Source organism: Ruegeria atlantica (assembly GCF_013033965.1).
GTDB classification, from domain to species: Bacteria; Pseudomonadota; Alphaproteobacteria; order Rhodobacterales; family Rhodobacteraceae; genus Ruegeria; species Ruegeria atlantica_D.
The window spans coordinates 433,420-455,465 of record NZ_WQFE01000003.1 but is presented as its reverse complement, the minus strand read 5'-3'; the positions used below and the strand labels follow the sequence as shown (position 1 = coordinate 455,465).

Below are 22,046 nucleotides of genomic sequence, written 5' to 3'. Positions count from 1 at the left end.
AGCGCCCAAATGGTGGATCGACGCGGCCTATTAATCATTCTGTCCTCGCCATCGGGGGCTGGTAAATCGACTTTGGCCAAGCGGCTGATGCAGTGGGATTCTGAGCTGGAGTTTTCCGTCTCGGCTACGACTCGTGCGCCACGTCCGGGTGAGCAAGACGGGCGCGAATACTACTTCCTGAGCGAGGATGCCTTTCGGCAGCAGGTGTCCGAAGGGCAGATGCTGGAACACGCGCACGTGTTCGGCAATTTCTATGGGTCACCTGCAGGCCCGGTGCGTGAATCCATCAACAGCGGTAAAGACGTGCTGTTTGATGTGGACTGGCAGGGTGAGGTGCAGATCCGCAATTCGGATCTGGGTAAGCACGCCCTGTCGATCTTTATCCTGCCCCCGTCCATTCCTGAACTGCGTCGCAGGCTGGAAAGCCGGGGTCAGGACAGTGAGGACGTGATCGCCAAGCGGATGTTGAAAAGCTGGGATGAGATCAGCCACTGGGGCTATTATGACTACGTTTTGATCAATGACGATCTGGATGCCACCGAGGAAAAGTTGAAAACCATCGTCAGCGCTGAACGCATGCGCCGAATCCAGCAGCCCAGCCTGCAGAACCACGTCCGCACATTGCAAAACGAATTTGAGGGCCTGGCATGACAATCTACGCCTTGGGTGAAAACGCACCGCAAATCCATGAAGACACCTGGGTCGCACCGGACGCCAACCTGATCGGCAAGGTCGTGCTGGAGCAGGGGGCCTCGGTCTGGTTCGGCTGCACAATCCGCGCTGATCACGAAGAGATCCGCGTGGGTGAGGGCAGTAACGTTCAGGAAAACTGCGTCATGCATATCGACGCTGGCTATCCGCTGACCATCGGTAAGAACTGCACCATCGGGCACAAAGTCATGCTGCATGGCTGCACGATCGGGGAAAACACGCTGATCGGGATGGGGGCAATCGTTCTGAACGGTGCAAAGATCGGGAAGAACTGCTTGATCGGGGCAGGGGCGCTGATCACCGAGGGCAAGGAAATCCCTGACAATTCCTTGGTCATGGGGTCACCGGGCAAGGTTGTGCGGGAACTTGATGAGGCTGCGGCGCAAAGGATCACCTTCAGTGCGCTGCATTATCAGCAGAATATGCGTCAGTTTCGCAAAACTTTGAAACATTTGCTTTAGGCCGCTTCCAAACCCATAACGAGTAATGGAAATGCCAAACGACCTGCTTGCCGAAATCGTGTCTGCCGTCCCCATGCCTGCTCTTATGGTGGATCAGACCGAGCGGATCATCGCGACCAATATCGACGCCAGGACCTTGCTGGGACAAAACATTGAAGGACGCCATTTTGCAACGATCCTTCGGCAGCCGCAGGTCATTGACGCGATTGAGCAGAGCTTGCGCAGCAAAGGTCCTGCGAAAACCCGGCATCTTGCCAATGACGGCGCTCAGGACACAACTTTTGAAGTTCAGTGCCGCTATGTAAACGGCGTTGGCACGGTTTTGGTCGTTTTTCAGGACGTCACGCATCTGGAGCAAGCCGGTCAGATGAGGCGCGATTTTGTGGCGAATGTCAGCCACGAGTTGCGCACGCCTTTGACGGCTTTGATGGGTTTCATTGAAACCTTGCGTGGTCCCGCCCGTGATGATGCCGCCGCGCGAGAGCGGTTTTTGCAGATCATGACGGATGAGGCCAACCGGATGAACCGGCTGGTCGGCGATCTGCTATCCCTGAATCGCGTTGAGAGCGAAGAGCGGGTGCGCCCCAAGGAACGGCTTGATTTGACAGGTTTACTGCAGTCGACGCTGACATCTCTGCGACCGTTGGCCGAGGCAGCAAAGGTAGAGCTTGCACTGGATGCGCCAACAGAACCGATCTCGGTCACCGGTGACAGCGATCAATTGCGTCAGGTATTCACGAACCTGATCGAAAACGCGATCAAGTATGGAGGCAGTGGCGGCAGTGTAGATGTGCGCATTCAGGCATCTGAACGTGACACAGCCATACGTGGACCTGCTATCCGGGTGCAGATCGCGGACAAAGGCCCCGGTATTGATGCGATACACCTGCCGCGTCTGACCGAGCGATTCTATCGCGCCGATAGTCACAGATCACGCGAGTTGGGTGGTACGGGGCTGGGCCTTGCGATTGTGAAACACATCGTCAATCGGCACAGGGGCCGGTTGCGTGTTGAAAGCGAATTGGGCAAGGGCGCTGTATTTACTGTGATTTTGCCTCGCTGAAATTTGGGCTCTGACACAGGTTCCTTGCGGGTTTGCAGGTCAAGTCTGTCGTCAAGTTAAGAAAACGTAAGAAAATCGTTACGTGTCATAAAACCGTTACGTACTTGTCACAAAAGGCTTACGCGCGCTGCTTAGGAGTTCGTGCAAGATCATCATGGGGGTGATCACAATCTATCTTTTCAGGGAGACTGAAATGTCCTTTGTAAAACTGTCGGCTTCGGCGCTTACCATTGCTGCTGTATCGGCCACCGCGGCCGCCGCGCGTGATCAGGTTCAGGTTGCTGGTTCGTCGACTGTGCTGCCATACGCCTCGATCGTAGCTGAAGCCTTCGGTGAAAACTTTGACTTCCCGACACCGGTTGTTGAATCGGGTGGGTCGTCGGCTGGCCTCAAGCGTTTCTGTGAAGGTGTTGGCGAAAACACCATCGACGTTGCTAACGCCTCGCGCCAGATCCGTGAAAAAGAAATCAAAGCCTGTGCCGAAAACGGCGTGACCGACATCATCGAAGTTCAGATCGGTTATGACGGCATCGTTTTCGCATCCGACATCAACGGCAACTCTTTCGAGTTCACTCCGGAAGACTGGTACAAAGCCCTGTCCGCACAAATCGTTGTTGACGGCGAACTGGTCGACAATCCCAACAAAACCTGGACCGACGTGAACCCTGCGTTCCCGGCACAGCCAATCGCAGCCTTCATCCCGGGCACCAAGCACGGCACCCGTGAAGTGTTCGAAGACAAAGTGATCCTGGCTGGTTGTGAGCATCTGGGCGACTTCGACGTCTACAAGGCTGCCAACGGCGACGACAAGAAAGCCGCCGAGAAAGCCTGTATCGCTCTGCGCACCGACGGCGTTTCGGTTGATATCGACGGCGACTACACGGAAACTCTGGCCCGCATCGACAGCAACAAAGACGGCATCGGCGTCTTTGGTCTGGCGTTCTACGAGAACAACACCGACAAGCTGCAGGTCGCGACCATGTCTGGCATCGTTCCTTCCACCGAGTCGATCGCATCCGGCGAATACCCGGTTTCGCGCCCGCTGTTCTTCTACGTCAAGAAAGCGCATATCGGCGTGATCCCCGGCCTGAAAGAATATGCTGAGTTCTTCGTCGCTGACGAGATCGCAGGCCCCGATGGTCCGCTGGCGGAATACGGCCTGGTGTCTGACCCTGAGCTGGTCAAAGTACAGGAAGCTGTTGCCAACGAAACCGTTCTGGGCGGCGGTTCCTAATCACTCTTACGAACAGGACCGGGGCGGCGACTGTGCGCCCCGGTTCCTTTGACTCCATCTCTGCCATCCCCACGGAGTTCTTATGGCGTTATCCTGGCTGTTGCTTATCCTGCTTGCGCTGGCAGTGATCGGATATTTCGCGGGTCGGTCCCGCGCACTGGCAAGTGTGGGGGGTGACGCCCGCGACTTGCATTCTCTGCCGTCTTACTATGGCTACAACGTTGCACTGACGGCTCTGGTTCCCGCAATTGGCGTGTTGATCGTCTGGCTGCTTGCCCAGCCGATGATCGTGAACAGCACGGTGTCCGGTCTCATTCCCGATCAGGCAATCCCCGAAGGATCTGATCGCGGCCTGATCATGAGCGAAGTACGCCGTGTCGCCTACGGTCTGGACGGCGCTGTCTCCAGTGGCGCGATGACCGAGGCGCAGGCTCAGGACGGTGATGCGGACATCGAAATTCTGACCAAATCACTGAAAGACGCCGGTCAGGTTCTGACGCAGGATGTCACGCAGCCCATTTTGGTGGCGGCACAGAAATTCCGCAGCATGACGTCGACCGGGACGATTGCGATGCAGGTCGTCGTTCTGGCGCTGGCTCTGCTTGGAGCCGCTTTTGCCTATGTGCGGACGCACAAGGAATTCCGGGCGCGCAACGTGGTAGAGCAGGGGGTTCTTGCCCTGCTGTTGCTGGCCGCATCGATCGCGATCTTGACGACCATCGGCATTGTTCTGTCGATGCTGTTTGAGACGATGAACTTTTTCCAACTGCATTCGTGGAAGGATTTCTTCTTCGGTAGCACATGGGCTCCGAACTTCCGCGGTGGCAGTGAATTGTCGATCCTGCCGCTGCTCTGGGGCACGCTTTATATCTCGGTGATCGCGCTGCTTGTGGCGGTCCCGATTGGCCTGTTTGCGGCGATCTACCTGTCCGAGTATGCGTCCGGCGTGACGCGGTCCATCGCGAAACCGCTGCTGGAAATCCTAGCCGGTATTCCGACCATCGTTTACGGCCTGTTTGCCTTGCTGACCGTGGGTCCCGCGCTGGTGTCCATGTTCGGCGACGGCGGCGTATTGGGTGTCGGCTGGATGGCGAGCTCAAACGCGGTTCTGACCGCCGGGCTGGTTATGGGGATCATGCTGATCCCGTTTGTCTCATCTCTGTCGGATGACATCATCAACGCGGTGCCGCAATCCATGCGGGATGGCTCGCTTGGCCTTGGTGCCACGCATTCGGAAACTGTGCGCAATGTGATCCTTCCGGCTGCGTTGCCGGGTATCGTCGGCGCTATCCTACTGGCGGCCAGCCGCGCCATCGGAGAAACGATGATCGTTGTGATGGCCGCCGGTGCAATCGCCAAATTCTCGGGTAACCCGTTTGAGGCGATGACGACCATCACCACGCGGATCGTCAGCCAATTGACCGGGGACACCGACTTTGCCAGCCCCGAAACGCTGGTGGCCTTTGCGCTGGGTCTGACCCTGTTCATCATCACGCTGGGGCTGAACATCTTCGCCCTCTACATCGTACGCAAATACCGGGAGCAGTACGAATGACCGATATGTCACAAATACCTGGCGCTGCTCCGACCGCGAAGCCCAAGGGCGGATCGCTGTTCGAAAAGGACGCGCGGACCAAACGGCGGAATGCGGCCGAAAGCCGTTTCAAGATGTACGGTATCGCTGCCATCGGTATCGGTCTGCTGATGCTGATCGTGCTGGTGACGAATATCGTGACCGCCGGCACCGGGGCTTTTCAGCAAACATATCTTGAGCTGGATGTCGACCTGAAAGCCGACAAGCTGGACAAGAAGGGCAACCGCAATATCGAAGACATCAAGAAGGTTTCGACCTTTGGCTATGCGCCTCTGATCTCTGCCGCGCTGGAAAGCGAAGTGAAAAAACTGGGCATTCAGACCGACTTGAAACCCAAGGCAATGGGCAAGATCCTGTCCAAAGCCGCTCAAGCAGAGTTACGGAACTATGTCCTCGCCAACCCTGATGAGATCGGCAAGACGGTCAGCTTCCGTTTTCTCACCAACAGCCGGGTCGATGGCTATATGAAAGGCCGCGTCAGCCGCGAGTCGATCGCCAACGACAAGAGCATCTCGGTCGAACAGCTTGATTTCGTTGATCAGTTGCGGGACGCAGGCGTGCTTTACAAAGCCTTCAACCCGGATTTCATTTTCGGTGCTGACGCCTCTGACCAACGGCCCGAGGCGGCGGGGATCGGGGTGTCCATGCTGGGATCGTTGTTCATGATGTTCGTGGTTCTGGCGTTGGCCTTGCCGATTGGCGTTGCAGCCTCGATCTACCTTGAGGAATTCGCGCCGCAGAACCGCCTGACGGATATCATCGAGGTCAACATCTCGAACCTGGCCGCTGTGCCGTCCATCGTATTCGGTATTCTGGGTCTGGCTGTGTTCATCAACTACATGCACCTGCCGACGTCCGCGCCGCTGGTGGGCGGTCTGGTGCTGACGCTGATGACCTTGCCGACCATCATCATCTCGACCCGGGCGTCGCTCAAGGCGGTGCCGCCGTCGATCCGCGATGCGGCGCTTGGGGTAGGGGCCTCGAAAATGCAGGCCGTATTCCACCACGTTCTGCCGCTGGCTGCGCCCGGTATTCTGACCGGCACCATCATTGGTCTGGCGCAGGCACTGGGTGAAACCGCACCGTTGCTGTTGATCGGGATGGTAGGCTTTATCGCCTCGAACCCGCCCGATGGCATCGTCGCGGGCTTCCTGTCGCCGAACTCGGCTATGCCGGCGCAGATCTACGAATGGTCCAAGCGCGCCGACCCGGCCTTTTATGAACGCGCATGGGGGGGCATCATCATCCTGTTGATCTTCCTCGTCACAATGAACACGATTGCGGTGCTGCTTCGCCGCCGCTTTGAACGCCGCTGGTAAATGGGGGCTACTATGAATGATATGACACGAGTGGAGAGAACCGTGGACTCCAAAGCCATCAAGATCGCTGCCAACAATGTTCAGGTTTACTATGCTGACACGCACGCCATCAAAGACGTGAATGTTGAGATCGAGGACAAGACCGTAACGGCCTTTATCGGACCGTCGGGTTGCGGCAAATCCACCTTTCTGCGGTGCCTGAACCGGATGAACGACACCATCGACATCTGCCGTGTCGAAGGTGACATCCTGCTGGATGGCGAGGATATCTATGACAAGCGTGTCGACCCCGTGCAGCTGCGCGCCAAGGTGGGAATGGTGTTCCAAAAACCCAACCCGTTCCCCAAGTCGATCTATGACAATGTCGCATATGGTCCACGGATTCATGGCCTTGCCAAGAACAAGGCGGAACTGGATGACATCGTTGAGAAATCGCTGCGTCGAGGCGCGATCTGGGACGAAGTCAAAGATCGTCTGGACGCCCCCGGCACGGGCTTATCAGGCGGTCAGCAGCAGCGTCTGTGCATCGCGCGCGCCGTCGCGACCGAGCCCGAGGTTCTGCTGATGGACGAGCCGTGCTCGGCGCTGGACCCGATTGCGACCGCGCAGGTCGAGGAACTGATCGACGAGTTGCGCTCGCGCTATTCGGTGGTGATCGTGACACACTCGATGCAGCAGGCCGCGCGGGTCAGTCAGAAAACAGCGTTCTTCCATTTGGGCAACTTGGTCGAGTTTGGCGAAACCGGCCAGATATTTACCAACCCTGAAGATCCCCGCACGGAAAGCTACATCACCGGCCGTATCGGCTGAGGACAGGTATTTGAACATGACCGAACAACATATTGCATCCGCATTCGACCGCGACCTTGAAGCGGTTCAGGCCTATATCATGAAGATGGGAGGGCTGGTTGAGGCCGCGATCATGAACGCCGCACGCTCGCTTGAGACCCGCGATGTCGAACTGGCTCAAGAGGTGCGTCAGGGCGACAAGGCCATTGATGCGCTTGAGGAACTGATCAACGAAGAAACCGCGCGGGTGATCGCATTGCGGGCACCGACAGCAGGCGACCTGCGTCTGGTTCTGTCTGTTCTGAAGGTGTCGGCCAACCTTGAAAGAATTGGGGATTATTCCAAAAACATCGCCAAACGCACCACGGTTCTGGTGGACGCGGGTGAGATCAACGGCAGCGCCGCCGCGTTGCGCCGTATGGCGCGCGAAGTTGAGCGGATGCTTCGCGACGCACTGGACGCCTATATTCAGCGTGACGCCGAGCTGGCTTCGGACGTGATCGACCGGGACGAGGAGGTTGACCAGATGTATAACGGTCTGTTCCGTGAGCTTCTGACATTTATGGCGGAAGACCCGCGAAACATTTCGTCATGCATGCACTTGCATTTCATCGCCAAAAATATCGAGCGTATGGGCGACCACGTCACGGCCATTGCTGAGCAGGTCGTCTATCTGGTGACCGGAGAGCGACCGTCGGAAGCGCGACCCAAAGCCGATACCACCTCGCAAACCGCCTAGGGGGCAATGGCTATGTCCGCCGATCAGCCAACAGTACTCGTTGTTGAGGATGAACTGGCACAGCGCGAGGTGCTGGCCTACAATCTCGAAGCTGAAGGGTTTCGTGTCTCCAAAGCGGCCAATGGCGACGAGGCGTTGCTGTTGGTTGACGAGGACAGCCCGGACATCATCGTTCTGGACTGGATGATGCCCAATCTCAGCGGGATCGAAGTGTGCCGCCGCTTGAAAATGCGGCCAGATACGCGCGCAATTCCAATCATTATGCTGTCGGCCCGGTCCGAAGAAGTCGACAAGGTGCGCGGGTTGGAAACCGGGGCGGATGACTATGTGGTCAAGCCGTATTCGGTGGTCGAACTTATGGCGCGGGTCCGCACTCAATTGCGGCGGGTCCGCCCGGCGACGGTCGGGATCAAGCTGGAGTTCGATGACATCATTCTGGACTCGGAAACCCACAAGGTCAGCCGCGGCAGCAAACCGTTGAAATTGGGTCCAACAGAGTTTCGTCTGCTGAGTACGTTCATGGAGAAGCCCGGCCGTGTCTGGAGCCGCGAACAATTGCTGGATCGGGTTTGGGGGCGCGACATCTATGTCGATACCAGAACGGTCGATGTTCACATCGGTCGTTTGCGCAAGGCGCTGACGCAGCATGGTGGCAAGGATCCTGTGCGTACCGTTCGCGGCGCTGGATACGCCTTGGGGTAAAGCACGGGGCAGGGTGCGCCGCCCTGTTTTATGCGGTTTGCTCATGGAACGATGCGAAACTGTAGCTGTTATTTGCGGTTATGGCAGGGTATTTTGCGACAAAGCCGATTTTACGGAGAAGCAAAATGAACGCCCCGAACACCAAACCGACTTTGCGCGCAAAAGATGCACCTGACATGGGGGCGTTCTCGTGGGACGATCCATTCCGCCTGGCGGATCAGCTGACAGAAGACGAGCGCATGATTGCCGCGAGTGCGCAGGCCTATTCTCAGGAAAAGCTGCAACCGCGGGTTCTGGAAGCCTTTCAGAATGAGGAGACCGACCCGGAAATCTTCCGCGAAATGGGCGAAATGGGCCTGTTGGGCACCACGATCCCCGAAGAATATGGCGGCTTGGGCGCAGGATACGTGTCTTACGGTCTGGTCGCGCGCGAGGTTGAGCGTGTTGATTCCGGGTATCGCTCGATGATGTCGGTCCAAAGCTCGCTGGTGATGTACCCGATCTATGCCTATGGCAGCGAAGAACAACGCCGGAAATACCTTCCGAAACTGGCCAGTGGCGAATGGATCGGCTGCTTTGGTCTGACGGAACCCGATGCGGGTTCGGACCCAGCGGGCATGAAAACCCGCGCTGAAAAGATTGATGGCGGCTATCGGCTGACCGGCAGCAAGATGTGGATCTCGAACTCGCCCATCGCAGATGTTTTTGTTGTCTGGGCTAAATCCGACGCGCATGACGGCAAAATCCGTGGGTTCGTCTTGGATAAGGGGCTTAAAGGTCTGAGCGCGCCCAAAATCCAGAACAAGATGAGCCTGCGGGCATCGATCACGGGTGAAATCGTCCTGGACGGCGTCGAAGTAGACGAGGGCGCACTGCTGCCACATGTTCAGGGCCTCAAAGGTCCGTTCGGTTGTCTGAACCGTGCACGTTACGGGATCAGCTGGGGCGTCATGGGCGCAGCTGAAAGTTGCTGGCACGGTGCGCGCCAGTATGGTCTGGACCGCAAACAGTTCAACAAGCCGCTGGCGCAGACCCAATTGTTCCAGCGCAAACTCGCCGATATGCAGACTGAGATCGCCTTGGGTTTGCAAGCTAGCCTGCGCGTCGGCCGCCTGATGGATCAGGCCGAAGCGGCGCCCGAGATGATTTCGATTGTGAAGCGCAACAACTGCGGCAAGGCGCTGGACATCGCGCGGTTGGCGCGTGACATGCACGGCGGCAACGGTATCTCGCTGGAATTCCAAGTGATCCGCCACATGGTCAATCTGGAAACTGTGAACACCTATGAGGGCACACACGACGTTCACGCGCTGATCCTGGGGCGGGCGCAGACCGGGCTACAGGCCTTCTACTAGGATATTACAGATTTCGTATAATCGGTATTATGGTAAATAAATAGCATTGCGCGATTGGGGGTTTCCTCTAATCGCCAATGTCTTACGGTGCCTTTCTAAACACTCAGTTTGGAGTATCGGATGAACCTGAATGGCAAAACTGTGGTCGTCACCGGCGCAGCTAAAGGTATCGGTAAAGGTCTGGCAACTCGGTTTGCCCGCGAAGGTGCAACAGTTGTTTGCGCCGACATAGATACCGAAGCCGCGTGTTCTTTAGCTCACGAAATCCACGGCCACGCAGTCACATGCGATGTTTCAGACGAAACCAGCATCAAGGCACTGATTGATCATGTCGAAGATCAGATTGGCCCGATTGATCTGTTCTGTGCAAATGCCGGTATCCTGACGCTTGGCGGTCTGGACGTTCCGGACGAAGACTGGGACCGGATCTGGAAGATCAACGTCATGTCCCATGTCTGGACCGCGCGTCATTTGGTGCCTCGCATGATTGCCCGTGGCGGCGGTTACATCATGACAACGGCCTCTGCCGCGGGTTTGCTGAACCAGCCCGGTGCAGCACCGTATGGCGTCTCGAAACACGCCGCCGTTGGATTTGCCGAATGGCTGTCGCTGACATATGGCCATAAAGGCTTGCGCGTGTCCGTTTTGTGCCCGCAGGCGGTTCGATCGGAAATGACACGCGGCTTTAAGGATTCAGTTGCGTCTATCGACGGTTTGTTAGAGCCTGAAGATGTCGCTCAGGCCTGTGTCGAAGCCATTGAAACAGAGCAGTTTCTGGTGCTGTCACATCCGCAGGTGTTGGATTACATGCGGCACAAAGCTGGTGACTATGACCGGTGGTTGGGCGGAATGCGTAAGCTAAATCAAAAGTTTATCGAAGGTGATTAAGGTTTCTTCTGCGCTTTGCGCATCAAACCTTCCTGAGTGACCGACGCAACCAAAGTGCCGTCTTGCGCATAAATCGACCCGCGGTTGAAGTTGCGCCCTCGCCCGCTCCAAGGCGAATCCATCGAGTACAGATGCCAGTTTTCAAAATGGATTGGCGCGTGGAACCACATAGCGTGATCCAGGCTGGCCGCATTGACTTCACCCGTAAACCAGCTGAGACCGTGCGGTCGCATGCCCGAACCCATCAGGTACATGTCTGACGCGTAAGTCAGCAGCAACTGCTGAGTGGCCGCATCGGCACCTGACGCACCTGGCATGCGGAACCAGACCTGATTGTGATCATCCGTCTTGTCAGGGTTAAACGGGTCCAGATGGCTTGCTTCACGGACTTCGATCGGCCGCTCGCGTGTCAGTTCGCCCCGCAGGTGTTTGGGCACGAGATCCACATATTTTTTGCGCAGTTCTGTGCGCGACGGGTAAGTCTCGGGTGCTTCCATCTGCGGCATCTGGTGGTGATGATCCCAGCCTTCATCCTGAATATGGAACGACGCCGACACGTTCAGGATTTGTTTTCCATGCTGAATGGCTACAACGCGTCGCGTTGTGAAAGAACCTCCATCTCGCGCTCTATCAACTTGATAAACAACGGGAATAGATGGGTCTCCTGGGCGAATAAAATAAGCATGCAGTGAGTGGCATAGCCGATCATTCACGGTTCGGTATGCCGCAGCCAACGCCTGTGACACCACCTGCCCGCCAAAGATTCGCGTCGGAGTCTCACCGCCTGAACCGGTACCCCGAAACAGATCAACTTCGAGCCTTTCAAGGTTCAAAAGGTCAAGAAGAACACGTTCTGCTTCGGTCATGGGCGACTCTCCGATTGGCTTTTGGTTAGGCGTATCAGTGCCGCGCGGGTCATTCAATCAATGCGCCCATGACCAGCGCCTTAAGCTCGGAACGGGACGGATAGGAACTGGATGGGGACAATTGCGTAAAGAACACCGCCGACAGGTCGTTGCAGCGGTCGACCCAGAAAAAGGTCGAGGCCATACCACCCCAACTGAAATCCCCCAGCGATCCAGGCGTCCGGGTTCTGCCGGGGTTGATGATGACGGCACCAGCCAGGCCAAACCCCATGCCCTCCATCGGTTGTTCGGCAAAGCTCTGCGGACCCATCGATGCGATGTCGCCCGGTAAATGATTGTGCAGCATGAAATCCACTGTCTTCGGGCTGAGCAAGCGCTGTCCGTTACCCTGCCCCCGATTCCGGATCATTTCAGCGAATTTGGCGTAATCATCGATCGTGCTGATCAAACCGCCACCGCCCGAATAGGTCGTTGCATTTTCAAACGGAGAGTTGCCTGCCCAATCGGTTAATCGCAGGGTGTCATCGCCCGTTTCGGCCGAATTCAGCGCCATCGCATCTCCGGCCAGTGGCGTATAGAGAGAGGCGAACCGATCCCCTGCCCCTTTGGGTACAGAAAACCCGGTCTCAGCCATCGCAAGCGGCTCAAAGATCTCTTCCGCGAAAAACTGATCCAAGGTTTTGCCGGAAACAACCTCGACCACACGTCCCAATACGTCCGTGGAAACCGAGTATTCCCAGCGGGTTCCGGGTTGGAAGGCAAGCGGCAGTTTCGACAGTACACTTACCCTGTCCTTCAACAGCCCCTGATTTGGTGCAAATATCAGTTTCTGTTCTTCCATCGCATCCGGCAAAACACCAGGATTGAACGGATAGCTGAAACCGCTTGTGTGTGTCAGAAGCTGATGCAGTGTCGGGGATGTCGCCTCCTCGATTTGATCCAGTCTCTCAGCTCCGGGTACAAGAGCTTGCATTGAGGCAAATTCGGGCAAGAATTCAGAGAGTTGCGCGTCGAGATGAAACAAACCGCGCTCGGCCAACATCATCACCGCGACCGAGGTGATTGGTTTTGTCATCGAATAGATACGCACAAGCGTATCACGCTGGAACGGCAGGTCCCTTTCGACACTTCTGCGGCCGCAGGCGTGGAAAAACGCTTCGGACCCGTGGTGGTTCAACAGTAATGAACTGCCAGCGTACTTGCGTTCATCAACATAGCGCTGCATCCAGTCCCGTATGCGGTTCAGGCGGGCAGGATCTAGTGTTGTCAGGCTGCACATGGGTTTCAGAACCTCCTCGGGCGGTTTCGTCGATCTTTACCCGTGACACACTGAATTGACAGAGGAATTCCCGAATTTGCGTATCGCAATCAACTGGCAGTGCGCGACAGTCTTCCCGCCTGTACACTGGACGCGTTACAGATTCGTCCGGTGGTTCAGAGTTCGTTTCATAGATCGTCGTACTGGAGTTAAACAATGACGCAGACCATAGATTTCATTTTCGATTTCTGCAGCCCTAACGCATTTCTGGCCCATAAGGTCCTGCCCGAACTGGCGGAACGAAATGGTATGCAAGTGAACTATGTGCCCGTGTTGCTTCCAACGATTTTCAAGGCAACGCATAACCAGAATCCGTTCGAGGCATTCTCGGAAAATCGTCAGAAGACGGCGTATCTGACCCACGATCTTCATCGTTTTGCGCGAAGACGCAGTTTGAGTTTTCATATGAGCCCGCATTTCCCGGTGAACACCAAGTTTGCTATGCGCGGCGCTGTCTTTGCTTCGGGTAAGTCGTGGGAAAACAAGTATGTAAACGCGGTTTTTGACGCGATTTGGGTTCATGGTCAGAAAGTCGATGAACTGGGTGTCCTGATGGATATTTTGCAGGAAAACAAGCTTCCCGCGCGCAAGATTCACGAGGCTATGACGGGTGCCGAAGTAAAGCAGCGGCTTAAAGAGCAATCCAAGGCTACAGTAAAACGCGGCGCGTTCGGAGTGCCGACAATGTTTGTCGGCACCGAGATGTTCTTTGGCAAAAACAGCCTGTGCAATCTGGAATTAGAGCTCTCCCAATCGCAGAGCTGATGGGGGCTAAGACTTCAGTGCAGCAAGCCCGTGCTTGGCGAACACTGATACATAGGCGCCAAACACTTGTGCACGTTTGGGGTCAGAGGCATTGCCGTCCAATGCGCGTTTGTACACACCCTGCAATATTCCAGCCATTCGGAAGAAATTGAACGCCAGATAAAATCCGAAATTTTCGATCCCGGGTAGTCCACGGCGCTGGCAATATCGCCCGATAAACTCTTGATCTGTAGGTACTCCTAGGGCTTGGCGGTCTACACCAGCCAACCCGCGCCCCTCCTTTCCGGGCGGCAATTGCCATTGCATGATGACAGCAGCCAAATCGGCATATGGGTGCCCGATCGTCGATAGTTCCCAATCCAGAACGCCGATACAGCGCGATCCGTTCTGTTCGAACATCAGATTGTCGATGCGATAATCGCCATGCACCAAGGTTCGCTGCCCGTCATCGCCCGGAACAGACGCCTCTAGTTCCGAGATAAGCGAGTCCATCTCGGGTATGGTCGTTGTCTCGGACGCGCGATACTGCTTTGTCCAACGTGCGATTTGACGCTCGAAATAGTTCCCCGGAGGGCCATAATCAGACAGCCCTACCTCATCGACATCGACCTCATGCAGATTGGCCAGAACGCGGTTCATTTCGTCGAACACGGCGGTGCGGGTCGCGTTGTCGACCTCATCCATCGTGGGCTCGAGAAACACACGCCCCTGCAGACGCTCCATGACATAGAACGCGGAGCCGATGACATCGTCATCTTCGCATAGCAGCATCATCCGAGGAACCGGAACCGCGCTATCCGCAAGCGCGCGTTGGACGCGAAACTCTCGTTCCACAGCATGGGCTGATTTCAATAAAACGCCGGGAGGCTTCCGGCGCAGTACATAAGTCTTGCTCGGCGTGCGTAGCTCGAAGGTTGGGTTGGATTGGCCAATGTCGAACTTCGTGGCTTCCAGCGGGCCTTGGTAACCGTCAAGTTTTGCACTCAGGTAAGTATCCAGCGCTTCAAGATCGATTTGTGATTTCGCTTCCATTTCAGCCTACTATACTTCGTTATTTAAAGCGCTTCGGCGAAGAGGTTGCCGGCTGTTACCACGTTTAAGCCCCCTGAGACCGGGATGACGGCTCCGGTTACATAGCTGCCGCCGCGACCGCATAGGAACAACATACACCCGGCAATATCCTCGTCACGACCCACACGGCCCAGCGGTACAGTCTTGCCAACTTTTTCGCGTGTACCTTCGTCTGCCGTTGCAAAGGCGGTCATGCGGGACACGAATGGCCCGGGCGCAAGCGCGTTGACGGTGACATGGTACGGCGACAATTCCTTGGCCAGGATCTTGGTCAAATGCAGAACCGCAGCTTTGGACGCGGAATAGCTGTAGGCACCGTCGCCCATTGGAACTTCTCCCATTACGGATCCAATGTTGACGACGCGCGCCGGATCGTCCGCGGTTCCGGATTTCATCAACATCGGCAAAAGGCGCTGCGTCAACTCGAACAGCCCGGCGACATTCACGGAATTGACCTTTTCCCACGCATGATAGGGAAACTGTCCCAGAGGCGATCCCCATGAGATTCCCGCATTATTCATAAGGATATCAAGGATATCCGTGCGATTCTTCACCTCGTCCACCATAGCCTGAACACCTTCTTCGGTCCCGACATCGCCGCTGAAGCCCTCTGCGCTGCCTGGTGCATCCAATGCATTCAACTCGGCCGCGACGGCTTCACAGGCGTCACCCTTCCGCGAAGCGATCAGCACACGAGCCCCTGCCCGAACCAGCGATTCCGCAGCCATCCGGCCAATCCCGGTGGCACCGCCTGTCACCAACGCGGTTTTTCCCTGCAGAGAAAATAAAGTTTCAGGGGTCATGATCTGCTCCTCGCTATTTTAGTGGTGGCTCAAGCGGTGGTTGCAGCCGAGCTTTGCACCCAGCGGAATTCTTGACAACATCCGCCGCTGCGCCAAAGGTCCTCCCAACCAAATAACAGGGACAACACAGTCATTATGCAAGCGTTACTCAGCGTCGCTCCGGGCGGACCGGAAACTCTGGAACTCACAACCCTGCCCGACCCGGTACCAGGCAAAGGGGAATTGCTGGTCGGGGTCAAAGCTGCAGGCGTCAATTTTCCCGACACGCTGATGATCCAGGACCTGTATCAGATCAAGCCCCCCAGACCGTTCGCTCCGGGCGGTGAAATCGCGGGTGAGGTTTTAGGCGTTGGCGAAGGCGTAACCGGGTTCGAGGTTGGCGACCGGGTTCTGGCGTTGACCGGATATGGCGGTTTTGCAACCCAGGCGACGGTCAAGGCGGCCACGGCGGTCAAGTTTCCAAAGACGATGCCTTTCGAGGACGCCGCGTGCTTTATCTTCACATACGGCACCTCATATCACGCTCTGAAGGATCGCGCGGCATTGCAGCCCGGCGAAACACTTTTGGTGTTGGGAGCCGCGGGTGGCGTCGGAAGCGCCGCCATTGAATTGGGCAAAGCGATGGGTGCCCGTGTAGTCGCCGCTGTTTCCTCAACTGAAAAGGCGGATTTTTGCCGTCAGATCGGGGCGGACGAAACCATCATCTACTCGCGTCAGATGGATCGCGACGCTCAGAAAGCATTTTCCAGCGAAATCAAGGCAGTCGCAGGGGCAGATGGCGTGGATGTCGTCTATGATGCTGTCGGCGGTGACTATGCAGAGCCAGCCTTGCGCAGCATGGCATGGAACGGCAGGTTTCTTGTCGTCGGGTTTCCGGCCGGTATCCCCAAAATTCCACTCAACCTGCCTTTGTTGAAGGGGTGCCAGGTTGTTGGCGTGTTCTGGGGGGCCTCAGTGTATCGCGATCCGAAGGGTAACGCCGAAAATGTCAAAGAGTTGTTTGATCTATACGCAAAAGGTCAGATAAAACCACAAATCCGTGCCCGGTTTGCATTGGCGGATGCAAGCGACGCCCTGACCATGCTGAACGACCGAACTGTTCTCGGTAAAGTTGTCGTCACGATGCCCGAAACCTGACCGTTTTCCAGCGCAAGTTTCAAGATGAGATGGTGTCTGTTGACCAATACTCGCCTGATGAGTGCGCAGGTTGGTGGACATCCATACCTATTCACGTTTATCAACCAGTAATGGGATGGAGAGTGAATGCATAAAGTTCTGATTTTGAACGGTCCAAACCTGAACTTGCTGGGTACACGGCAACCCGAGGTTTATGGCCGTACGACACTGAAAATGCTCGAAGAAACCTGCGTGAGCCATGGCGCGAAGATCGGGTTGGACGTATCGCATCAGCAATCCAATCACGAAGGCGCGCTGATTGACGCAATCCACGCAGCCAAAGGCAATCAGGACGGGATCGTTCTGAATGCTGGGGCATATACGCACACCTCCATCGCCTTGATGGATGCGATTGCCTCGGTTGGGTTGCCGGTTGTCGAGGTCCACCTGTCGAATATTCATGCGCGCGAAGCCTTCCGGCACAAGTCCTATATCGCGCCCGTTGCGCTGGGGCAGATCTGTGGCTTTGGACTTCATAGCTATGTGATGGCATTGGATGGGCTGTTGGCTCATTTGCAAAATGAGGGGGCTGCATGAAGCTGGACGAGTATCTGAATTTCCTCAGTTACGTCAAAACTTTGGAGGAGCTTTGGGACGCTCATTGCCGGCAGATGGCAATTTTCGGATTCGATCGCCTGCTATACGGCTACACGCGCTATAGGACCGAAACGTCTTTGGGTGATCCCGAAGATTTCACCATCCTGACGAACCACGGCAAAGAATATATTGATGGGTTCGTGCGGGACGGGCTGTACTTTCATGCGCCTATGCTGAAATGGGCGCTGCACAACGAGGGCGCTGCCAGCTGGAAAATGATCCAGGACATGAATTCTGATGGCACGATGACCGCCCAGGAACGCCAGGTTTACGAATTCAACCGGTCCAAGGGTGTGGTGGCCGGATACACTATCAGTTTCACGTCCGTGTCGATGCGCTCCAAGGGCGCAATCTCTCTTTCAGCTGGTGGGGACGTCAGTCAGGACGAGGTCGACGCCATCTGGGCGGAACATGGTGATGACATCCTGCTGATGAACAATGTCGCGCATCTGAAAATTCTCACCCTGCCCTACAACACACCCAATCGGGCTCTGACCAAGCGTCAGCGCGAGGCGCTTGAATGGGTTGGGGATGGGAAGACAACGCAGGACATTGCGTTGTTGATGGGGCTCACCTCTGCCACCGTTGAGAAGCATCTGAGGCTTGCTCGTGAGGCTCTGTCCGTCGAAACAACTGCCCAGGCTGTGCTCAAAGCATCCCTGCAAAATCAGATGTTCATCATGGAAGCATGATGTGCCTTTTTTGACGCTAATTTGCGTCAATTTACGTAAGGTAAGGAAATCATGACTTCCCGAATCTGAGCCCCAGTTGCACAGTGTTATTGTTCCGTGAGTGGTGGCTTTAGCCTGGGAACGTTTTGATCGGATCTTTGCATAACAAAGCTCTCCGGTCGCTCTGACAAAAGGGCGTCTATTTGTACGCGTCTCTTAGTCGGAATTTTGGGGGGCCTCGACCATCCCCATCTGCGGGGCCCCTCATTCCTTCCAAACGTCTATGTTTTGTGTCTGCGCCGGATGGCGCAAAAAAACCGACTACAAAATGTAGCCGGTTTCCATTCTGTTCAGGTCGAGGCCCCTCTCAGGGCCTCTGCCGGGCTTAGCCTTGTGCAGCTTTGGCAACTTCGGCTGCGAAGTCTTCTTTTTCGACCACGATACCTTCGCCAACTTCCAGACGGATAAAGCCGGTGATGGTTGCGCCTGCTTCTTTGGCCGCGGCTTCCACGGTCAGGTCAGGGTTCACAACGAATTGCTGGTTCAGCAGGGTCGATTCCGCGACGAATTTCTTCATACGGCCCATGATCATCTTTTCAATCACCTGCTCCGGCTTGCCGGATTCGCGGGCGATGTCCATCTGAACCTGCTTTTCCTTCTCGACGATCGCCGGATCCATATCGGCCTCGGACAGAGCAGCCGGGTTCACAGCAGCGATGTGCATCGCAATCTGCTTGCCGATCGCTTCATCACCACCGGACAGAGCAACCAGGACGCCGATTTTGCCCATGCCGTTGGTGGCTGCGTTGTGGACATAGGACACAACGGTGTCGCCCGACAGTTTGGCCATACGGCGCACCGACATGTTCTCGCCAATAGTAGCGATCTTGTCGGTCAGGGTGTCTGCAACGGACTTGCCGCCCAGATCAGCCGCCAGCAGAGCGTCAACATCAGCGACGCCTTCGGCTGCATAAGCGATCTTGCCGACCATTTCCTGGAACTCGGCGTTTTTCGCGACGAAGTCTGTTTCCGAGTTCACTTCGACTGCAACACCGTTTCCACCGTCGACGTGCACTGCAACCAGACCTTCTGCTGCGGTACGGCCCGATTTTTTGGCCGCTTTGGCCAGGCCTTTGGTCCGCAGCCAGTCAACGGCTTCGTCCATGTTGCCGCCGGTTTCGGTCAGCGCTTTTTTCGCGTCCATCATGCCTGCGCCGGTCTGATCGCGCAGTTCTTTAACCATTGCTGCTGTGATTGCCATCTTTTGGCTCTCCTCAATTCAAACGGAATTGGGGCAGGTCTACCCTGCCCCATATGTCAATAACGTGACGGGCAGCTTACGCTTCGGCTTTGGCTTCCGGCGCGGCTTCTTCAGCAACAGGTGCCTCTTCCGCAACGACTTCTTCAACCGGTGCTTCTTCGAATGCACCCAGGTCAACACCTGCGGCACCCATCTGAGCGGTCATGCCGTCCAGAGCGGCACGAGCAACCAAATCGCAGTACAGAGCGATCGCGCGCGCTGCGTCATCGTTGCCGGGGATGATGTAGTCAACGCCGTCGGGCGAGCAGTTGGTGTCGACAACAGCCACAACCGGGATACCCAGTTTGTTGGCTTCGGCGATGGCCAGTGCTTCTTTTTTGACGTCGATGACGAACAGCAGATCAGGAACGCCGCCCATCTCGCGGATACCGCCCAGCGATGCCTGCAGTTTGCCCTGGTCACGTTCCATGCCCAGACGCTCTTTCTTGGTCAGGCCTTCTGCACCCGATTCCATCGCTTCGTCGATCTGGTTCAGACGGTTGATCGACTGGGAAACGGTTTTCCAGTTGGTCAACGTGCCACCCAGCCAACGGTGGTTCATGTAGTACTGAGCCGACTTTTCAGCGGCTTCAGCGATCGGCTGAGCTGCCTGACGCTTGGTACCAACGAACAGAACGCGGCCACCTTTTGCAACGGTGTCACGAACGGCCTGCAGAGCCTGGTCCAGCATCGGAACGGTCTGGGTCAAGTCCATGATGTGGATGCCATTGCGCGAGCCGTAGATGAACGGGCCCATGCGGGGATTCCAACGCTGTGTCTGGTGACCAAAGTGAACGCCAGCTTCCAGCAGCTGACGCATGGTGAACTCGGGAAGAGCCATGCTATTTTCCTTTTCCGGTTTACGCCTCGGCGGGGGTGAAAGAAGCGGATGCTCCAACCGGCGGGCCAGGTAAGGATGTCTCCCCTACAAAGCCCAAACCCCGCCTGCGGGTTTGAATGGCGCGCGTATACGGCAGGTTTTGATGCAGTGCAAGGGCATTTCGCCCTTATTTTTCAAGGCGCGTCAGCGCGTGTGCGTGGCGGACGGCCGCTTCGCAATGTGCAGCCAGCGCCTTGCGGTCAGCAAAGTCACTGACTTTGGCCGGTGTATGGTAGATCAACTCGACCGTTCCCTGGCGACGCGCGCCCAGAGTCTTGAGAAGATGCGGGGCGAAATCCATGTCACCCCACCAGCCATAGAACCTGTCTGGCTGTCCTGCCGGCGCGTGAAAGATCACGGAAACTGGCTGGACATACATGAAATCCCGCAACTCTTCTGAATAAAATGCGGCGAAAAGCGTTGTTTTAAAAGGTAAAATACGAAGCCCGTCCGTAGACGTGCCTTCGGGAAAAAATAATAACTTGTGACCAGCTTTCAGCCGTTCCTCAAAGATCAGCGTTTGCTCGCGCGCCTTTTTCCTATCCCGCTCGATGAACACGGTTCCCGTTGCGCGGGCCAACCAGCCAATGCCGGGCCACTTGGCAACCTCGGCCTTGGACACGAAGTAGACGCGCTTGCGTGCGTTCAACGCGAAAATGTCCAGCCATGAGGTATGGTTCGCGACGACAGCGCCCCGTTGCTGCATCAATTCTCCGGTGCTGCGAAATCCGACCCCCAATAGTCTGAGCGCATTGCGACAGACGAACTGCGCGATGAACGGAGTGATCGGTCGGCGCACACCAAACAGGGGGTATTCGATCAGGCGGATGGACAGCAGGACCAGCAGACCACCAAACACCAGTATCGCCAGCGGAACACCGCGCAGGATCACCAAAGCCCAGCCCAACACACCCAGTTCAAGCGGGTCCGGCGCGTCGTCACTGTTCCAAAGCGGATCGTTCACTGGTTCAGGTCCCGCCGTAGATACGCCGCTGGCGTTCGTTCATCCGTTCCGTGTCCAGAATCAGGCAGACATCGGTCGTGTTGAACGCATGGTCGATAAACGCCCCCTCGCCCACAAAGCCGCCCAGACGCAGATACGCTTTGATCAGTGCGGGCACCTGCACCATTGCCGCACGGCGATCCAACACATCCGGAGCGACCAGATCCATACTTTGAAACACATCCGGTTGAGCCCTGACTCGAAGGTCCGGTGGGGCCAGATGATTGTGGTGCAACATCGACAAGGGCTGCGCCAGTTCCTGAACATCGATGCCGTGAAAGCTGGCGACGCCAAACAACACTTCGATTTTGCGTTCGTTTACATAGCCCGCCAGACCGTTCCAAAGGTGGTACATCGCTGTTCCTCCCCGATAGTCGCGGTGAAGGCAGGAACGCCCAAGCTCCAGCAGTTTGCGACCGCTCTGTTTCAGAACGGTCAGGTCGTATTCGTCCTCGGAATAGAACTGCCCCAATTCCATGGCGCGTTCGCCCGGTAACAGCCTGTAAACACCTACAACTTCGCCGGTTGCGTCGTCATAGGCCAGCATGTGATCGAAATAGGGATCAAACCGGTCCTTTTCCAACCCCGCGTCATGGTCAACCATCTCTCCGCCGCCGCCCAACTCCCGCACAAACACGTCATAACGAAGCCGCTGGGCTGCGCGCAGTTCAGCCTCTGTTTCGGCAAGTTTAACGGTGAAAGAAGGGCCTGCATCCGGCATCGGAGTTTCCGCTTTTGTTT

Annotated in this window: 23 protein-coding genes; 15 read left to right on the top strand and 8 right to left on the bottom strand. The window is 56.3% G+C overall.

The window, feature by feature from the left end:
* The first annotated feature begins 9 nt into the window (after nucleotides 1–9).
* From gmk to GOW16_RS08555, 11 genes are all read left to right on the top strand, one after another.
* Nucleotides 10–651: a guanylate kinase gene (gmk, locus tag GOW16_RS08605; protein ID WP_170413222.1), complete on the top strand. Its 642-nt coding sequence runs from the start codon at nucleotides 10–12 to the stop codon at nucleotides 649–651.
* Nucleotides 648–1,172, top strand: a complete 525-nt coding sequence (locus GOW16_RS08600) for a gamma carbonic anhydrase family protein (RefSeq protein ID WP_170413218.1) — start codon at nucleotides 648–650, stop codon at nucleotides 1,170–1,172. Before gmk ends, GOW16_RS08600 begins: the two co-directional genes overlap by 4 nt.
* Nucleotides 1,173–1,203: 31 nt before the next feature.
* The gene (locus tag GOW16_RS08595; RefSeq protein ID WP_170413215.1) at nucleotides 1,204–2,235 is read left to right on the top strand and encodes an ATP-binding protein; all 1,032 of its coding nucleotides are present in this window, start codon (nucleotides 1,204–1,206) and stop codon (nucleotides 2,233–2,235) included.
* A gap of 193 nt (nucleotides 2,236–2,428) precedes the next feature.
* A complete protein-coding gene (locus GOW16_RS08590) occupies nucleotides 2,429–3,469 on the top strand; it encodes a substrate-binding domain-containing protein (protein WP_170413212.1) in 1,041 nt (346 codons plus the stop codon).
* 82 nt (nucleotides 3,470–3,551) lie between these two features.
* Nucleotides 3,552–5,024 (top strand): phosphate ABC transporter permease subunit PstC, encoded by a 1,473-nt coding sequence (gene pstC / locus GOW16_RS08585; protein WP_170413209.1) that lies wholly within the window; start codon nucleotides 3,552–3,554, stop codon nucleotides 5,022–5,024.
* A complete protein-coding gene (gene pstA / locus GOW16_RS08580; RefSeq protein WP_170413205.1) occupies nucleotides 5,021–6,382 on the top strand; it encodes a phosphate ABC transporter permease PstA in 1,362 nt (453 codons plus the stop codon). Before pstC ends, pstA begins: the two co-directional genes overlap by 4 nt.
* Before the next feature lie 12 nt (nucleotides 6,383–6,394).
* On the top strand, nucleotides 6,395–7,192 hold the full coding sequence (gene pstB / locus GOW16_RS08575; protein ID WP_170413202.1) for a phosphate ABC transporter ATP-binding protein PstB: 798 nt from the start codon (nucleotides 6,395–6,397) through the stop codon (nucleotides 7,190–7,192).
* 16 nt (nucleotides 7,193–7,208) lie between these two features.
* Nucleotides 7,209–7,910 (top strand): phosphate signaling complex protein PhoU, encoded by a 702-nt coding sequence (gene phoU, locus GOW16_RS08570; RefSeq protein WP_170413199.1) that lies wholly within the window; start codon nucleotides 7,209–7,211, stop codon nucleotides 7,908–7,910.
* 12 nt (nucleotides 7,911–7,922) lie between these two features.
* Entirely contained in the window at nucleotides 7,923–8,612 is a 690-nt protein-coding gene (gene phoB, locus GOW16_RS08565) for a phosphate regulon transcriptional regulator PhoB (RefSeq protein WP_170413195.1), read from the top strand.
* Nucleotides 8,613–8,737: 125 nt separating this feature from the next.
* On the top strand, nucleotides 8,738–9,967 hold the full coding sequence (locus tag GOW16_RS08560) for an acyl-CoA dehydrogenase (RefSeq protein WP_170413191.1): 1,230 nt from the start codon (nucleotides 8,738–8,740) through the stop codon (nucleotides 9,965–9,967).
* Nucleotides 9,968–10,087: 120 nt separating this feature from the next.
* The gene (locus GOW16_RS08555) at nucleotides 10,088–10,855 is read left to right on the top strand and encodes an SDR family oxidoreductase (protein ID WP_170413188.1); all 768 of its coding nucleotides are present in this window, start codon (nucleotides 10,088–10,090) and stop codon (nucleotides 10,853–10,855) included.
* Here GOW16_RS08555 and GOW16_RS08550 read toward each other — a convergent pair.
* Nucleotides 10,852–11,721, bottom strand: a complete 870-nt coding sequence (locus GOW16_RS08550) for an acyl-CoA thioesterase (RefSeq protein ID WP_170413185.1) — start codon at nucleotides 11,719–11,721, stop codon at nucleotides 10,852–10,854. The two genes, GOW16_RS08555 and GOW16_RS08550, sit on opposite strands and share 4 nt — an antisense overlap.
* Nucleotides 11,722–11,770: 49 nt before the next feature.
* Entirely contained in the window at nucleotides 11,771–13,000 is a 1,230-nt protein-coding gene (locus GOW16_RS08545; protein ID WP_170413183.1) for a serine hydrolase domain-containing protein, read from the bottom strand.
* Nucleotides 13,001–13,195: 195 nt separating this feature from the next.
* Between GOW16_RS08545 and GOW16_RS08540 the strand changes: the two genes are divergently transcribed.
* The gene (locus GOW16_RS08540; protein ID WP_170413180.1) at nucleotides 13,196–13,804 is read left to right on the top strand and encodes a 2-hydroxychromene-2-carboxylate isomerase; all 609 of its coding nucleotides are present in this window, start codon (nucleotides 13,196–13,198) and stop codon (nucleotides 13,802–13,804) included.
* Between the two features lie 6 nt (nucleotides 13,805–13,810).
* On the opposite strand, the gene GOW16_RS08535 is transcribed toward GOW16_RS08540, so the two are convergent.
* Nucleotides 13,811–14,836 carry a phosphotransferase family protein gene (locus GOW16_RS08535; protein WP_170413177.1) on the bottom strand — a complete coding sequence of 342 codons (1,026 nt, stop codon included), beginning with the start codon at nucleotides 14,834–14,836 and terminating at the stop codon, nucleotides 13,811–13,813.
* A 23-nt stretch (nucleotides 14,837–14,859) separates the two neighbouring features.
* On the bottom strand, nucleotides 14,860–15,678 hold the full coding sequence (locus GOW16_RS08530) for an SDR family oxidoreductase (protein ID WP_170413174.1): 819 nt from the start codon (nucleotides 15,676–15,678) through the stop codon (nucleotides 14,860–14,862).
* 135 nt (nucleotides 15,679–15,813) lie between these two features.
* Between GOW16_RS08530 and GOW16_RS08525 the strand changes: the two genes are divergently transcribed.
* The 3 genes from GOW16_RS08525 (at nucleotide 15,814) to GOW16_RS08515 (ending at nucleotide 18,143) form a co-directional block, all read left to right on the top strand.
* Nucleotides 15,814–16,815: an NADPH:quinone oxidoreductase family protein gene (locus GOW16_RS08525; RefSeq protein ID WP_170413171.1), complete on the top strand. Its 1,002-nt coding sequence runs from the start codon at nucleotides 15,814–15,816 to the stop codon at nucleotides 16,813–16,815.
* Between the two features lie 126 nt (nucleotides 16,816–16,941).
* Complete coding sequence (gene aroQ / locus GOW16_RS08520; RefSeq protein ID WP_170413168.1) at nucleotides 16,942–17,391, top strand: type II 3-dehydroquinate dehydratase; 450 nt, start codon at nucleotides 16,942–16,944, stop codon at nucleotides 17,389–17,391.
* Nucleotides 17,388–18,143, top strand: coding sequence for a LuxR family transcriptional regulator (locus GOW16_RS08515; RefSeq protein WP_170413165.1), 756 nt, complete (start codon nucleotides 17,388–17,390; stop codon nucleotides 18,141–18,143). The genes aroQ and GOW16_RS08515 overlap by 4 nt, the downstream gene beginning before the upstream one ends.
* Before the next feature lie 364 nt (nucleotides 18,144–18,507).
* Here GOW16_RS08515 and tsf read toward each other — a convergent pair whose 3' ends face one another.
* From tsf to GOW16_RS08495, 4 genes are all read right to left on the bottom strand, one after another.
* A complete protein-coding gene (gene tsf / locus GOW16_RS08510) occupies nucleotides 18,508–19,383 on the bottom strand; it encodes a translation elongation factor Ts (RefSeq protein WP_170413162.1) in 876 nt (291 codons plus the stop codon).
* Nucleotides 19,384–19,459: 76 nt separating this feature from the next.
* Nucleotides 19,460–20,263 carry a 30S ribosomal protein S2 gene (gene rpsB, locus GOW16_RS08505; protein WP_170413159.1) on the bottom strand — a complete coding sequence of 268 codons (804 nt, stop codon included), beginning with the start codon at nucleotides 20,261–20,263 and terminating at the stop codon, nucleotides 19,460–19,462.
* Nucleotides 20,264–20,429: 166 nt separating this feature from the next.
* Nucleotides 20,430–21,266, bottom strand: a complete 837-nt coding sequence (locus tag GOW16_RS08500; protein ID WP_170413156.1) for a lysophospholipid acyltransferase family protein — start codon at nucleotides 21,264–21,266, stop codon at nucleotides 20,430–20,432.
* 4 nt (nucleotides 21,267–21,270) lie between these two features.
* Nucleotides 21,271–22,026, bottom strand: a complete 756-nt coding sequence (locus GOW16_RS08495) for a GNAT family N-acetyltransferase (protein WP_170413153.1) — start codon at nucleotides 22,024–22,026, stop codon at nucleotides 21,271–21,273.
* Nucleotides 22,027–22,046 lie beyond the last annotated feature (20 nt).

Coding starts and splice junctions, on each gene's coding strand:
- GOW16_RS08495 (WP_170413153.1), bottom strand. CDS start 22,026: ATGCCGGATGCAGGCCCTTCTTTCACCGTTAAACTTGCCGAAACAGAG.
- GOW16_RS08525 (WP_170413171.1), top strand. CDS start 15,814: ATGCAAGCGTTACTCAGCGTCGCTCCGGGCGGACCGGAAACTCTGGAA.
- GOW16_RS08540 (WP_170413180.1), top strand. CDS start 13,196: ATGACGCAGACCATAGATTTCATTTTCGATTTCTGCAGCCCTAACGCA.
- GOW16_RS08535 (WP_170413177.1), bottom strand. CDS start 14,836: ATGGAAGCGAAATCACAAATCGATCTTGAAGCGCTGGATACTTACCTG.
- tsf (WP_170413162.1), bottom strand. CDS start 19,383: ATGGCAATCACAGCAGCAATGGTTAAAGAACTGCGCGATCAGACCGGC.
- GOW16_RS08600 (WP_170413218.1), top strand. CDS start 648: ATGACAATCTACGCCTTGGGTGAAAACGCACCGCAAATCCATGAAGAC.
- rpsB (WP_170413159.1), bottom strand. CDS start 20,263: ATGGCTCTTCCCGAGTTCACCATGCGTCAGCTGCTGGAAGCTGGCGTT.
- GOW16_RS08515 (WP_170413165.1), top strand. CDS start 17,388: ATGAAGCTGGACGAGTATCTGAATTTCCTCAGTTACGTCAAAACTTTG.
- GOW16_RS08560 (WP_170413191.1), top strand. CDS start 8,738: ATGAACGCCCCGAACACCAAACCGACTTTGCGCGCAAAAGATGCACCT.
- gmk (WP_170413222.1), top strand. CDS start 10: ATGGTGGATCGACGCGGCCTATTAATCATTCTGTCCTCGCCATCGGGG.
- GOW16_RS08595 (WP_170413215.1), top strand. CDS start 1,204: ATGCCAAACGACCTGCTTGCCGAAATCGTGTCTGCCGTCCCCATGCCT.
- pstB (WP_170413202.1), top strand. CDS start 6,395: ATGAATGATATGACACGAGTGGAGAGAACCGTGGACTCCAAAGCCATC.
- phoB (WP_170413195.1), top strand. CDS start 7,923: ATGTCCGCCGATCAGCCAACAGTACTCGTTGTTGAGGATGAACTGGCA.
- GOW16_RS08550 (WP_170413185.1), bottom strand. CDS start 11,721: ATGACCGAAGCAGAACGTGTTCTTCTTGACCTTTTGAACCTTGAAAGG.
- pstA (WP_170413205.1), top strand. CDS start 5,021: ATGACCGATATGTCACAAATACCTGGCGCTGCTCCGACCGCGAAGCCC.
- GOW16_RS08545 (WP_170413183.1), bottom strand. CDS start 13,000: ATGTGCAGCCTGACAACACTAGATCCTGCCCGCCTGAACCGCATACGG.
- phoU (WP_170413199.1), top strand. CDS start 7,209: ATGACCGAACAACATATTGCATCCGCATTCGACCGCGACCTTGAAGCG.
- GOW16_RS08555 (WP_170413188.1), top strand. CDS start 10,088: ATGAACCTGAATGGCAAAACTGTGGTCGTCACCGGCGCAGCTAAAGGT.
- GOW16_RS08590 (WP_170413212.1), top strand. CDS start 2,429: ATGTCCTTTGTAAAACTGTCGGCTTCGGCGCTTACCATTGCTGCTGTA.
- aroQ (WP_170413168.1), top strand. CDS start 16,942: ATGCATAAAGTTCTGATTTTGAACGGTCCAAACCTGAACTTGCTGGGT.
- pstC (WP_170413209.1), top strand. CDS start 3,552: ATGGCGTTATCCTGGCTGTTGCTTATCCTGCTTGCGCTGGCAGTGATC.
- GOW16_RS08530 (WP_170413174.1), bottom strand. CDS start 15,678: ATGACCCCTGAAACTTTATTTTCTCTGCAGGGAAAAACCGCGTTGGTG.